This window comes from Stenotrophomonas sp. 112478_Sma, from assembly GCF_056479905.1.
Map to the genome: position 1 here is coordinate 3,885,411 of NZ_CM151072.1, position 13,635 is coordinate 3,899,045.

Here is a 13,635-nt window from a genome sequence, read left to right on the forward strand (position 1 = left end):
TCAGGTCTGCGGCCACAGCACGGCCAGCAGCAGCGTGGCGAACTGCAGCAGCGCTGCCGCGTACTGGCGCAGCAGCAGGCCCCGCATGCCCGCCCAGCGCACATCCCATCCGCGCGTAGGCGCCTGTGCGTCGCGGCGGCGCAGGCCGGCGACATGCAGGGCCGCGTCCACCCGTTCGGCCGCCGCCTCACCGTGCAGATTCTCCTGCAACAGCAGCTGCAGGAGGCTGGCGTCCAGCTGTACGCGCACCGCGTAGTACGCCTGCACCATCCCCGCCGCCACGCTCAGCAGCAACAGGCCGGCCGCGAACATCGCCAGTCCCGGCTCGATGCCCAGCAGCAGCAACGCCACCAGCAGCAGTCCCAGTGACAGCGCAGCGGGCAGCCGGCCCTGGCGCAGCAGCAGGCGCATCATCGGCAGGTCGACAGCGAGGCTCATGCGGGGCTCTCCGAGGTGATGGCGGCCTGGATGGCGCGCAGGTGGTCGTCATGCAGAACGATGGAGGGCCGCGCGGCACGTATCCGTGCCACCGCCTCGGCTGCGTCCCGTGCCCGGCCGCTGCACAGCAGCCAGGTCGCTACGCTGGCCGCACTGCGCGAATAGCCCAGGGCACAGCACACCAGTACTGGCCCCTGCATGCGCAGGCGTTCGATGGCGGCAGCGGCCTCGCGCAGCTGAGCCGGCGAGGGCACCACCATGTCCAGCATCGGAACGCTGGCATACGCAGCACCTGGCTCCCGGCACGACAGCTCTGCGCAGGTATCGACCACGCCGTGCAGTGGCGACGCCAAGGCCGCCCGTGGAATCCGTCCCAACCACACGCCATCGGCCACCGCCGAGGGCTGCGGTGCCCGCCATGTCCATAGCCGCGAATTGATCCAGGCGGCGCCCAGGTAAGGCGCGAGCAGCCAGCGCGCGGCCATGGTCAGGCGCCCGTCGTCGCGCTTCTGGAACATGGCCGTGCCCAGTCCGGCGTACGCCAGCGCCACCAGCAGCAGCGAGATCGCCGGCCACAGCAGCCACAGCGCAGTGCCTCGCAGCGCCAGCGCCGGCACCAGCAGCACGGCGGCACCCAGAAGGTAGAGCAGCGCCAGCCGCCACCGCGCGGGATCCTCCGCGGACTGCCAGGCACGCAACGGCGGTGTTCCCTGGTCCGGCCACAGCCACACGCACAGCCAGCCCACCAGCAGGCCGGTGGGAATGTCGATGAAGTGATGCTGGAACGTGGTCAGCACCGAAATGCCGATCAGCAATGCCCACGCATGCAGCACCCGCCGCCAGGCGCCCTGCAGGTAGTGGGCGAACTTCACCCACAGCACGATCAGCAGCACGATGTGCAATGACGGCGCCTGGTTGAAAGGCTTGTCGAACCCCAGCAGCACTTCGAACAACCAGCCATAGGCACCGCCCGTCTCCGGCCGCTCGAAGCTGAAGCGCAACGGCCACAGCAGAAAGCAGGTCACTGCGATCACCTGTGCACTGAGCAGCCGCAGCGCATGGCGGTCCAGCTCCAGGCGCTGCCGGCACAGGAAGAACGACACCGCGTAGAACAGGTCGATCGACCAGTACGGCACGATCGTCCAGGGCACGAACGGAATGCGCGTCTCCCAGTCGAACACGACAACCGGAACCACGTCGTGGCGGCCGGCCATCCAGTTGGCAAAGCCATAACTGGCAAAGAAGAACGGGCCCAGCACCGCCAGCCACAGCAGCGCGCGGCGCCACGGACGCGGTGCATCGGCAACGATCGGCGTTGCGGTGATGGCCATCAGGCGACCCGACGTGCCAGCGATACGGTGAAGATGCCGAACGCATCGATGCGCTGGGTCACCTTCTCAAAGCCCGACAGCCGCACCAGCTCGTCCATCTCCTGCTGGGTGCGCCGTCGCATGACCCAGGCAGCGCCTCCGCGGTGGCTGGTGAGTGCACGGGCGATGAATTCCAGCTGCGGGTGCCAGGGCTGGCCGGTATAGGCCAGGTAGCCCCCCTCCGTCACCACCGCGGCAATACCCTGCAGCGAACGCAGCACGGCGTCGTTGTCGGGGAACAGCTCGTACAGCCCTGAGACCACAGCCAGCGTCGGCGCGGGTTCCGCCGTCGCCAACGACGCCGGATCGAACGCGTCGCCCTGCTCGAAGCGGGCGATGTCGGCGGCTCCCAGCCGTTCGATCAAGGCCTGGCCCTGGGTCACATTGAGCGGGCTGAAATCACGCAGCACGATGCGGTCGGCGCGCTGTTCGCCCTGGCCCAGAGCTTCCAGCACATACCGGCCATGGCCGGCGGCCACGTCCAGCACCTGCACCGGCAGATCCTGACCGCGCAGGCGCATGGCCGCATCACGCAGCAGTTCCTGCAGGTGCTGGCCACGCACGCGGATGCCGCGCCAGCCGATCGCATCGAGGTAGTTGCGGTCGATCATCCGCCCCAGCGGCCCCTTGCCGCGCGCTTCGTCGCGGTAGATGTAGTCCAGCGTGCTGCCGGAGTCGAAACCGGTCTGCAGGCCCAGCGCGATGCCTTCGGACAGGGTGCCGCCCAGGCGCAGGCCCGCACGCACCCCGCGCCAGCGCAGGTCGGCCAGGCTGTTGCGTTCCGGAGGCCAGGCCAGGATCTCCGACTCCTCGAACGTCGGCCCATGCCGATGGGCGTCGCGCCGCGACAGCGTGCGCAGCGGTTCGGCGAAACGCGCCTGGATGAAGTCGCGGATGCGCGCCAGTGCCGGTGCACGATCGCGCTCGCCCAGCGTGTCGTGGAAGAAACCCGGCAGGTACACGCGCTCCTTGATCGGACTGGACAGGCGCTCATAGAAGCGGTCCTGCGGACCACGGTGCACCACGAAGTCGGAGCCGGACACCAGCAGTTGCACCGGCACGCTGATCGCCTGCGCGTCGGCCACGATGCGGTCGGCGGCTTCATACAGGCCCAGCAGCACGCGTACCGAGATCGGCCGGGTGATCAGTGGATCGGTGCGGTAACTCTCCACCCGTGCCGGATCATGCGTCAGCCACTGCGGCTTGACGTAGCTGCTGACGAAGAAATTGCCGCGCAGCTTCTGCATCAGGGCCAGGCCTGGACGTGCGAACGGCACATACAGCTTCACCTTGAATGCCGGTGACGCCAGCACCAGCGCGCGCAGGCGGGGGGCATAGTCGTGTACCCAGGTCGCAGCGATGACCGCGCCCACGCTCTGCGCGACCACGACGATGTCCTCGACCGCGATGCCGTGCTCGCTGCCGATGTGGGCGATGAAGCTGTCCAGGTCGCGCACCAGCGCAGGGAAGCCCGGTGCGTCGCCACGCTCGCCCGGCGAGCGGCCGTTGCCGCGCGCGTCCCAGGCGAAGAAGGCGATCTCCGGCAGGTCCAGCTCGTCGACCAGGTGGGCGACCCGCCCTGAATGCTCGTGGCCACGATGCAGCAGCACGATGGCCCGGACCGTGCGCCCCGGTGGTGTGCCTGCGGCCGCAACCGGCCAGTGCCGGTAGAACAGCGGTACTTGGTCGAAGCTGTGGAATTCCCGTTCCTGCACCTGACGCATGCCTTCTCCTGGTGGGCTGTTGACTTATCGCTGCGCTGTGGCCGCTTCCTTCAGTCCCCGCCGGACGCGGTTGACCGCCGTTACCCCGCACAGCAGCGCCATCGCTGCGGCCACGCCGCCGACCGTCAAGGCACCGGCCCAACCGAACGCCAGCAGCAGGCCCAGCAGGCCGATGACGAAGGCACGGTCGCTCTTGCCCATCGGGCCGTCATAGCGGCGGCTGGCACCGACCATCAGGCCCAGCACGCCGGCGTACTCGCTCAGTGCTGCGCCCCAGGCCAGCAACCACAGCGCTTCCGGGCGAACGCCCGGCACGCTGAGCAGACTCAGGTACAGCGCCGCATCGGCCACCACATCGCACAGCTCGTTCAGATAGGCGCCCAGCCGCGACTGCTGGCCGAACTCGCGGGCCAGCATGCCGTCCACGGCATTGAGGGCCATGCGCAGCAGCATCCACAGCGGCAGGGCCAGATACAGCAGCGGCTGCTGTGGCGCACAGCACCAGACCACGACGGCGACCAGCAGCGAGACCACGGCAGCGGCCACGGTCACCACATTGGCGGTGATCCCCGCGCGATGCAGGCCGCCTACGGCCGGACGCAGCAGGTCCTGGAAACGTCCTTTCAATGCATAGATCGACACGATCCGAACCCGCAGCTCCCTGGCAGTTCCGGCACAGCCTACCCGATTGGGAGCGCACCTCCGTCGAAATGTCCGCGGCGCGGCGCCGGCCAGGGCATACCGAAGGCGGCCGCAGGGCCGTTGGGGCCGGTCAATTTTGCCGCCGCCGCCCGCCGTCGGCCCCCACCGCCTACAATATCGGCCCCGCTCCGCTGCCGATTGCCCTGTCCCATGACTGCTGATCTGTTGCCCGTCCGTCGGGCCCTCCTCTCCGTTTCCGACAAGACCGGCCTGGTCGAGCTGGCCACCGCTCTGGCCGCCCGCGGCGTCGAGCTGCTGTCCACCGGCGGCACCGCCAAGGCGATCCGTGATGCGGGCCTGGCCGTGAAGGACGTCGCCGAGGTCACCGGTTTCCCGGAAATGATGGACGGGCGGGTCAAGACCCTGCACCCGATGGTGCACGGCGGCCTGCTGGGCCGCTCGGGCCTGGATGACGCCGTGATGGCCGAACACGGCATCGGCGCCATCGACCTGCTGGTACTGAACCTGTACCCGTTCGAATCGGTCACCGCCAAGGCCGACTGCACCCTGGCCGACGCGGTGGAGAACATCGACATCGGCGGCCCGGCCATGCTGCGCTCGGCGGCCAAGAACTTCGCCCGCGTGGCCGTGGCCACCGACCCGTCACAGTACGCCGAGCTGCTGGGCGCCCTGGACACCCATGATGGCCAGCTGCCGGCGGCCACCCGCTTCGCCTTCTCGGTCGCCGCGTTCAACCGCGTCGCCCAGTACGATGCGGCGATCAGCAACTACCTGTCGGCGGTCACCGCCACCGACGCCGCCGTGCCGGTGCGTGCCGAGTACCCGGCGCAGATGAACTCCACCTTCGTCAAGGTGATGGACCTGCGCTACGGCGAGAACCCCCACCAGAGCGGCGCGTTCTACCGCGACCTGTACCCGGTGCCGGGCACCCTGGCCACCTTCCAGCAGCTGCAGGGCAAGGAACTGAGCTACAACAACCTGGCCGATGCCGATGCCGCCTGGGAATGCGTGCGCCAGTTCGATGCGCCGGCCTGTGTCATCGTCAAGCACGCCAACCCGTGCGGCGTGGCGGTGGGTGCCGGCAACGGCGATGCCTACGAGCTGGCCTACGCCACCGACCCGACCAGTGCCTTCGGCGGCATCATCGCCTTCAACAAGCCGCTGGACGCTGCCACCGCGCAGGTCATCCTGGACCGTCAGTTCGTGGAAGTGCTGATCGCCCCGGACTACGAGCCGGCGGCGCTGGAATACGCGCAGAAGAAGGCCAACGTGCGCGTGCTGCGCATTCCGCATGGCGACGGCCTGAACAACTTCGACAGCAAGCGTGTCGGCTCGGGCCTGCTGCTGCAGTCCTCGGACAACCGCGGCATGACCCGTGACGAGCTGAAGGTGGTCAGCAGGCTGGCGCCGACCGACAAGCAGTTCACCGACCTGCTGTTCGCCTGGAAGGTGGCCAAGTTCGTGAAGTCCAACGCGATCGTCTATGCCAAGGACAACCGCACCATCGGCGTGGGTGCCGGCCAGATGAGCCGCGTGTATTCGGCGCGCATCGCCGGCATCAAGGCGGCCGACGCGAACCTGGTGGTTGAAGGCTCGGTGATGGCTTCCGATGCGTTCTTCCCGTTCCGCGACGGCATCGATGCCGCCGCCGCCGCCGGCATCAAGGCGGTCATCCAGCCGGGCGGCTCGATGCGCGACGCCGAGGTGATCGCCGCCGCCGACGAGCATGGCCTGGCCATGGTGTTCACCGGCGTGCGCCACTTCCGCCACTGATCCGCATCACCAAGCCGGGCCCTGCCCGGCTTTTCTTTTCTGCTTACGAGAACCCTGTCCCATGAAGATCCTCGTCATCGGCTCCGGCGGCCGCGAACACGCCCTGGCATGGAAGCTGGCCCAGTCCTCCCGCGTCGATGAGGTACTCGTGGCACCCGGCAACGCCGGCACCGCCACCGAAGACAAGTGCCGCAACGTGGCGGTGAAGGTCACCGACATCGATGGCCTGCTGGCCCTGGCCCAGGCCGAAGGTGTTGAACTCACCGTGGTCGGCCCGGAAGTGCCGCTGGTGGCAGGCGTCGTCGATCGGTTCCGTGCCGCCGGCCTGCGCATCTTCGGGCCAACCGCCGCCGCTGCCCAGCTGGAAGGCAGCAAAGCCTACGCCAAGGACTTCCTGGCCCGGCACAACATCCCGACCGCGTTCTACGCCGTGCACACCGACGTGGAGGCGGCACTGGCCTACATCCGCGAGAAGGGTGCGCCGATCGTGGTGAAGGCCGATGGCCTGGCCGCCGGCAAGGGGGTGATCGTTGCAATGACCCTGGCCGAGGCCGAGGATGCGGTGCGCGACATGCTCTCCGGCAACGCATTCGGTGACGCCGGCGCACGCGTGGTGATCGAGGAATTCCTCGACGGCGAGGAAGCCAGCTTCATTTCGATGGTCGATGGCGTGCATGCGCTGCCGATGGCCACCTCGCAGGATCACAAGCGAGTCGGCGACGGTGATACCGGGCCGAACACCGGCGGCATGGGCGCGTACTCACCGGCCCCGGTGGTCACGCCGGAGGTGCACGCGCGGGTGATGCGCGAGGTGGTGAACCCGACCGTGCAGGGCATGATCGCCGACGGCATTCCGTTCACCGGCTTCCTTTACGCCGGCCTGATGATCGATGCCAGCGGCGCACCGAAGGTGATCGAGTTCAACGTGCGCTTCGGTGACCCGGAAACCCAGCCGGTGATGCTGCGCCTGCAGTCGGATCTGGTCGAGCTGGTGGAAGCCGCCATTGATGGCCGCCTGGACCAGGTGCAGGCACAGTGGGATGCGCGCCCATCGCTGGGTGTGGTGCTGGCCGCGAAACCTTACCCGGAATCGCCGGTCACGGGCGAAGTGATTTCCGGCCTGGATGAGGTGCCGGCCAGCGCCAAGGTCTTCCATGCGGGTACTGCACTGGACGCGCAGGGCAGGGTGGTCAGTGCCGGCGGCCGCGTGCTGTGCGTGGCGGCGCTGGGTGACAGCGTGCGTGATGCGCAGGCCAATGCCTACGCCGGTGTGGCCAAGGTCAGCTGGGCCAACGAATTCCACCGCAACGACATCGGCTGGCGCGCGATCGCGCGTGAGCACGCGTAAAAGGCAGCGGACTGCTGCTTGGCAGGCCCAACAAAAAACCCGGCAATGCCGGGTTTTCTGTTGGATACCTGTGATGTCACATCACGCGGTGAACAGCGCCTTCATCTTCTTCAGGGCATTCGCCTCGACCTGGCGGATGCGTTCGGCCGACACACCGTACTCGTCTGCCAGTTCCTGCAGCGTCACCTTGCTGTCCGCATCCAGCCAACGGCGGCGGATGATGTCACGCGAACGCGCATCCAGTTCGGCCATGCCTTCGCGCAGCAGCTGCAGCTGGTTGTCCTCGCTGTCGGCACGCTCGTAGGCCATCGACGGATCTTCATCGTTGGCCACCAAGTATGCGGCCGGCGACGGCGGCGCATGATCGTCATCCTCGTCGCTGGGCGCATCGAAACCGATATCGCGACCGGACAGGCGCGACTCCATTTCCATGACCTCGCGCTCGGACACGTTCAGATCCTTGGCCACCGCGCTGACTTCGGCGGCGTTCATCCAGCCCAGGCGCGTCTTCGACTTGCGCAGGTTGAAGAACAGCTTGCGCTGCGCCTTGGTGGTGGCGACCTTGACGATGCGCCAGTTCTTCAGGATGAACTCGTGCATCTCGGCACGGATCCAGTGCACGGCGAAGGAGACCAGGCGCACGCCCATGTCCGGGTCGAAGCGCTTGACCGCCTTCATCAGGCCGATGTTGCCTTCCTGGATCAGGTCGCCCAGGGCGAGGCCATAGCCGTTGTAGCCGCGGGCCACGTGCACCACAAAGCGCAGGTGCGAATGCACCAGCTCACGGGCAGCGTCCAGATCGTTGCCGTCGCGGAAGCGACGGGCCAGGTCCTGTTCGTCATCGACCGACAGCACCGGGATCTGGTGCACGGCACCGATGTAGGCGTCCAGCGAACCGAGCGCACTGGGAATCGGGAGATTGTTTGCCACAAGGGCAGTAGAGGTGTTCTGGCTCATAGGCACCCATCTTAGCAGTCCGGGATTTGGACTGCTAAAGGAGAAAAAGTTCCAGCATCCTATTGATGCAACACTGGTCCCAAACAGAGCCCTACCGTAGCGCGATTTGATGACAGTGGCGAGCGCGCTTTTCGGGATTCACAATCCCTTGGAATTCAACCAATTACCTGCTGAGAACCGGCCGATTCCGGTCAAGCGGAGCTGAACGGGCCGTTCCGGAGGCCCATTCAGGCCAGGAAACGTTGCCCGGTGTTCAGGCCCGGCCGCCTGCGGAGGTCAAAGCGCCGCGCGCGGCGGCAGCGACCAGTCGATCGGCGCCTGCCCGCGACGCTGCAGGTAATCGTTGGCCATCGAGAAATGCCGGCAGCCGAGGAAGCCACGATGGGCCGACAGCGGCGAGGGATGCGGGGCTTTCAGCACACGATGGCGCCGGGTATCGATGACCTTGCCCTTCTGCTGCGCGTAGGCCCCCCAGAGCATGAACACCAGGCCTTCGCGTTCGCGGTTGAGCACATCCACCACGTGGTCGGTGAAGCCTTCCCAGCCGCGGCCCTGGTGGGCGCCGGCCCTGCCCTCCTCCACCGTCAGCACGGCATTGAGCAGCAGCACGCCGCGCTGCGCCCACGGCACCAGGCAGCCGTGATCGGGACGGGGGATGCCGAGGTCGCCCTCGATCTCCTTGTAGATGTTCAGCAGCGATGGCGGCACCGGAACGCCGGCGGGCACCGAGAAGCTCAGTCCATGCGCCTGGCCGCGCCCGTGGTACGGGTCCTGGCCCAGGATCACCACTTTCACCTGTTCGAACGGCGTGGCGTCGAACGCCGCGAAGATCTGCGGCCCCGGCGGGAACACCGCCGCGCCGGCCGCCTTGCGCTGGCGCAGGAAGGTGGAGAGTTCGCGCATCTGCGGCTGCAACAGGTAATCGCCGACCTGCTGCTTCCAGCTCGGTTCCAGCTGGATCGTCGGGGTGTCCACTACGTCATCGGTCATCGCAACAGGGGTCCATCGTTCAAGCGGGCCAGGCGCAGCTGGAACAGCACCTTGGTCACCAGCAGGCGCTCCTCGATCGGCTTCAGCACCAGATCATTGGCACCGGCCTGCAGCAACCCGGTCTGGTTGTGTGGATTGCCGTCGCCGGTCATCACCAGCACCGGCAGTCGGCGTTTGCCGTAGCCGAAATCCACGCGCACGCGCTGCACCACGTCGCGTCCGCTCAATTCGCCCTTCAGGGTGACGTCGGTCAACACCAGGTCGATGCGGTGGCGGCTGCGGCCCAGCGATTCGGCCGTGAGCAGGGTGAAGGCCTCTTCGGCACTGACCACGTGCAGCACGTTGAGCTGCTGGCGTTCGAGCATGCGCTTGGTCGCCTCCGCCACCACCCGGCTGTCCTCGATGTAGAGGATGGTCGCCCCGGGAATGGTCTGCGGCTGCACATAGCCACGGATGAAGGTCGCCAGCGCCTCATGGCCCAGCGCCTTGTCGAAATAGTCGGTGACGTACTCGGTGAAGCGCCGCTGCTCCAGATGCTGCTGCGCATCGCCGGAGACCACGATCACCGGCACGTACGCCTGGCCGGCAGCTTCGCGGACCGTCCGCGCCAGCGCCAGGCCGTCGCCGTCACGCAGGGTCAGCGAGGTGGTGACCAGGTCCACCGGCCCCTGGGCCAGCGCGTGCTGGGCATCCTCGATGCTGTCGCAGCCGATCACCTCCACGCCCGGCAGATCACGCTGCAGCACGTCGGCGATCAGCTTGCGCACCAGTTTGGAACCGTCGACCACCATCACCCGCGTAGCGGGCCCTTCAAGGTGCTTCAGCGCTTGCGGTTGCATGCCGGTCTCAGGTGTCGGTCGGGCGGGTCTGGCGGAGGAAGTGGCCGGTGACCAGCCACGCGCCCAGCCACCCCAGCAGCAGCGTGCCCAGCAGGACCAGGCTGCCATGCAGCAGGTCCAGGCCGTGCAGCACGAACGGGCTGCCGTAGCTGCGTGACAGGTCAGCCAGCGGCGCGCGCAGGGCGGCGCCGGCAACACCGATCAGGGCCAGCGCCACCGCGCCGGCGCCCAGCCCGTACCAGGCGCCCAGATACAGGAAGGGCCGGCGGATGAAGCCATCGCTGGCGCCGAGCAGCTGCAGCACGCCGATTTCCTCGCGCCGTGCCTGGATGTCGAGGCGTACGGTGTTGCCGACCACCAGCGCAGCGCCGACGCCGAGCAGCACCGAAAGCACCTGTACCAGCCGCGCGCCGAACGCCAGCCACGCATCCAGACGCTGGCGCCACAGCGCATCGTGCTGCACCAGATCGGCCTCGGGCAGGCTTTCCAGCGCACGCGCCAGACGCGCATCGTCCTTGCCCTGCCCCGGGGTGATGACCAGCAGAGACGGCAGCGGATTGTCGTTCAGCGCGTCGATCGCCTCGCCAAGGCCGGCGTCGCGCAGCTCCTGCAGCCCTTGCTCGGGCGTGCGCACGGTCACCTCGCCGACGTCATCGCGGTCGCGCAGCTGGCCGGCCAGGCGCAACGCACCGGGGCCATCCACCGTGCCCTTGAGGAAGACATTGATGTCGCGCGACTGCTGCACGCTGCCGGCGAAATGCTTGAGGTTGTCCAGCGCGATCGACAGGCCCAGTGGCAGTGCCAGCGCCAGCGCCATGACCATCACCGTCAGCAGGGTCGCCCACGGCTTGCGGCAGGCGCGGCCCAGGCTGAACACCACGCTGTGCACGTGGTGCTGGAACCACACGCCGAGACGCGAGGGTGCGGCGGCTTCGCTGTTTTCGTTCTTCGCCATGCGTTACTCCGCCAGATCCTGCGGCGAGATGTCGTCCACCAGCCGGCCGTGGTCGAGAATCAGCACACGCTTGCGCATGCGACGCAGCAGGGGAAGGTCGTGGCTGACCACCAGTACGCTGGTGCCGCGCGCGGGCAGCTCGGCAAACAGGGCCATGATCTCCGCCGCCAGGGTCGGGTCCAGGTTGCCAGTCGGCTCGTCGGCAACCAGCAGCTTGGGTTCACCCACGATGGCGCGGGCGATGCCCACGCGCTGCTGTTCGCCGGCCGACAGCTGCGATGGCAGCGCCTTCTCGCGATGGCCCAGGCCCATCCGCTCCAGCACGGAACGCACGCGCTTGCCGATGTCGCCACGGCGCGTACCGCGCAGGATCAGCGGCAGTGCCACGTTCTCGGCGATGGTCCGGTCCATCAGCAGGCGATGGTCCTGGTACACCGCACCGACCGCGCGCCGATGGCGCGGGACGTCGCCGCCGCGCACCTTCAGCAGGTTGCGCTCGTCGAAGACCACCGCGCCGCGGCTGGGCCGCTCGTCGAGGTGAATCAACTTGAGCAGGGTGCTCTTGCCCGCCCCGGAATGGCCGGTGACGAACAGCATTTCGCCCGGCGCGACCTCGAAGCTGACGTCGATCAGTGCTTCGTGGCCACCGGCGTACTGTTTGCTGACATTGTCGAAGCGCAGGACACTCATGCCCCGATTATGCAGGACCGGCGCGAAGTATCGATAGCGCCGGGACGCGCCCGGGTGGAATCGTTGATCTGCCGCTGCGCGCGCCGGGCATGGCCCGGCGCTACCGCTGACCGGGCGCGCCGATCAGCCGCCCGACAGCATCCGGCGGATCTTGCGGCCGATGCGGGTCAGGAACGAGTCGGCGGCGTCGGTGCTGCGCACCGGCTTGGCCACCACGTGAACCGGCGTCACCGGCGAGGCACCGTTGCCGGCGCTGCCGTTGGCGACCATCGCCTCGCCACCCTCGACCGGACGGCCATGGCGACGACGACGGCGCTTGCGCGGCTTGCGCTCGCCGTCCGCCGCGAGCTCCGGAGCACCTTCGGCACGCGGCGGACGCGGCGGGCGCGGGGCCTGGGCCGGGGTGCCGGACCCGGCACCTTCCACCGGCGCGGTCGCGCCCTGCTCGCCTTCCACCCGCGGCTTGCGCGGACCACGCGAGCGGCGTTCGCCGCTGCGCTCGCCCTCGCGGCGCTCGCCACGGCCGGCGCCGGAGCGACCACCGCTGCGGCCACCGCCACGACGCTCTTCCTCGGCGGCGCGGGCTTCGCGCGCCTCGCGGAAGATCTGGCCGACGCTCTCGTTCTCGTCACCGTCCTCGCCAGCGACCGTGGCCGGGCGTTCCGGACGCGGCAGTGCGGTCATCAGTTCCTTGGTGACCGGCTCGGACGGAATCTTCTGTTCGATGTAGGCCTCGATGTCCGGCAGGCTCATCGCATAACGCTCGCAGGCGAAGCTGATCGCGTCACCCTCTTCGCCCAGGCGTGCGGTACGGCCGATGCGGTGCACATAGTCTTCGGCGTCGAACGGCAGGTCGTAGTTGTAGACGTACTTGATGCCGTCGATATGCAGGCCGCGGGCAGCCACGTCGGTGGCGACCAGGATTTCCAGCTGGCCCTTCTGGAAGCGGTTGAGCAGGCTCTCGCGCTTCTTCTGCGGCACGTCGCCGGACAGGACGCCGACTCGGTACCCGGCCTTTTCCAGCGAACGCGCCACGCGCTCGACGAAGACCTTGGTGTTGACGAAGACCATGGTGCGGGCGCCCTCGCTGCGCGAGAGCAGGCCCAGCAGCAACGGGATCTTCTCGTCGTCGGCCGGGAAGTAGATCTTCTGGCGCACGCGCGCGGCGGTCACTGTTTCAGCTTCGACCACCAGCTTCTGCGGCTCGTTCATGTGCTCGTAGGCCAGCTCCAGCACGCGATGGCTGAGGGTGGCGCTGAACAGCAGGGTCTGCCGGGTGGTGCGCTCGGGCATGCGGCGCAGCAGGAAACGGATGTCCTTGATGAAGCCCAGGTCGAACATGCGGTCGGCTTCGTCCAGCACGCAGATCTCGCAGGCGTGCAGCGAAACCACCTTGTGCTGCTTGACGTAATCGATCAGGCGGCCGGGGGTGGCGATGATCACATCCACGCCCTGCTGCAGGATCTCGCGCTGCTTGTCGTAATCCACACCACCGTAGACGAGGGCGAAACGCAGGCCCAGGTCGGAACCGAACTTCACGGCGTCCTTGTGGATCTGGATCGCCAGCTCGCGGGTGGGCGCCAGGATCAGCGCGCGCGGGTCTTCCGCCTTGCGGTCGGCCAGCGCCGGGCGGCTCAGCAGGCGGTTGACCACGGCAACCAGGAACGCCAGCGTCTTGCCGGTGCCGGTCTGGGCCTGGCCGGCGACATCACCACCGGCCAGCGCGACCGGCAGTGTCAGCGCCTGGATCGGGGTGCAGCGGGTGAATCCGGCTCCTTCAAGGCCGGCCTGCAGGGCCGGATGCAGCTCAAAGGAGGAAAAGGTCAAATCGGTCAGCGGTTTGTCGCTCATGAGTCCGTCTTGGTATGGCCACCGGCCAGCGGGCGGG

The 13,635-nt window shown here is 68.0% G+C and carries 12 protein-coding genes; 2 read left to right on the forward strand and 10 right to left on the reverse strand.

What is annotated here, in order from left to right:
• Genes ACZK08_RS17700 through ACZK08_RS17715 form a run of 4 tightly spaced genes read right to left on the reverse strand, consistent with a single transcriptional unit; the run spans position 1 to position 4,174 of the window.
• Positions 1-438 carry a hypothetical protein gene (locus ACZK08_RS17700; protein ID WP_065181556.1) on the reverse strand — a complete coding sequence of 146 codons (438 nt, stop codon included), beginning with the start codon at positions 436-438 and terminating at the stop codon, positions 1-3.
• On the reverse strand, positions 435-1,769 hold the full coding sequence (locus tag ACZK08_RS17705; RefSeq protein WP_065181555.1) for a phosphatase PAP2/dual specificity phosphatase family protein: 1,335 nt from the start codon (positions 1,767-1,769) through the stop codon (positions 435-437). The genes ACZK08_RS17700 and ACZK08_RS17705 overlap by 4 nt, the downstream gene beginning before the upstream one ends.
• Positions 1,769-3,532, reverse strand: coding sequence for a bifunctional alpha/beta hydrolase/class I SAM-dependent methyltransferase (locus ACZK08_RS17710; RefSeq protein WP_065181554.1), 1,764 nt, complete (start codon positions 3,530-3,532; stop codon positions 1,769-1,771). Before ACZK08_RS17710 ends, ACZK08_RS17705 begins: the two co-directional genes overlap by 1 nt.
• 24 nt (positions 3,533-3,556) lie before the next feature.
• The gene (locus ACZK08_RS17715) at positions 3,557-4,174 is read right to left on the reverse strand and encodes a CDP-alcohol phosphatidyltransferase family protein (RefSeq protein ID WP_065181553.1); all 618 of its coding nucleotides are present in this window, start codon (positions 4,172-4,174) and stop codon (positions 3,557-3,559) included.
• A 210-nt stretch (positions 4,175-4,384) separates the two neighbouring features.
• Between ACZK08_RS17715 and purH the strand changes: the two genes are divergently transcribed.
• Together purH and purD are read left to right on the forward strand one after the other, a co-directional pair.
• Positions 4,385-5,968 (forward strand): bifunctional phosphoribosylaminoimidazolecarboxamide formyltransferase/IMP cyclohydrolase, encoded by a 1,584-nt coding sequence (gene purH / locus ACZK08_RS17720; protein ID WP_065174411.1) that lies wholly within the window; start codon positions 4,385-4,387, stop codon positions 5,966-5,968.
• A gap of 61 nt (positions 5,969-6,029) precedes the next feature.
• Complete coding sequence (gene purD / locus ACZK08_RS17725; protein WP_065181551.1) at positions 6,030-7,316, forward strand: phosphoribosylamine--glycine ligase; 1,287 nt, start codon at positions 6,030-6,032, stop codon at positions 7,314-7,316.
• Positions 7,317-7,397: 81 nt separating this feature from the next.
• On the opposite strand, the gene rpoH is transcribed toward purD, so the two are convergent.
• The 6 genes from rpoH to rhlB form a co-directional block, all read right to left on the reverse strand.
• Positions 7,398-8,273 (reverse strand): RNA polymerase sigma factor RpoH, encoded by an 876-nt coding sequence (gene rpoH / locus ACZK08_RS17730; RefSeq protein WP_053515659.1) that lies wholly within the window; start codon positions 8,271-8,273, stop codon positions 7,398-7,400.
• A gap of 276 nt (positions 8,274-8,549) precedes the next feature.
• Entirely contained in the window at positions 8,550-9,263 is a 714-nt protein-coding gene (gene ung, locus ACZK08_RS17735) for a uracil-DNA glycosylase (protein WP_053515657.1), read from the reverse strand.
• Positions 9,260-10,102 (reverse strand): response regulator, encoded by an 843-nt coding sequence (locus ACZK08_RS17740; RefSeq protein ID WP_065181550.1) that lies wholly within the window; start codon positions 10,100-10,102, stop codon positions 9,260-9,262. The genes ung and ACZK08_RS17740 overlap by 4 nt, the downstream gene beginning before the upstream one ends.
• Before the next feature lie 7 nt (positions 10,103-10,109).
• Positions 10,110-11,057, reverse strand: coding sequence for a permease-like cell division protein FtsX (gene ftsX / locus ACZK08_RS17745; RefSeq protein WP_053515654.1), 948 nt, complete (start codon positions 11,055-11,057; stop codon positions 10,110-10,112).
• 3 nt (positions 11,058-11,060) lie between these two features.
• Positions 11,061-11,747 (reverse strand): cell division ATP-binding protein FtsE, encoded by a 687-nt coding sequence (gene ftsE / locus ACZK08_RS17750; protein WP_053515652.1) that lies wholly within the window; start codon positions 11,745-11,747, stop codon positions 11,061-11,063.
• A 123-nt stretch (positions 11,748-11,870) separates the two neighbouring features.
• The gene (gene rhlB, locus ACZK08_RS17755) at positions 11,871-13,598 is read right to left on the reverse strand and encodes an ATP-dependent RNA helicase RhlB (RefSeq protein WP_065181549.1); all 1,728 of its coding nucleotides are present in this window, start codon (positions 13,596-13,598) and stop codon (positions 11,871-11,873) included.
• Positions 13,599-13,635: the final 37 nt, after the last annotated feature.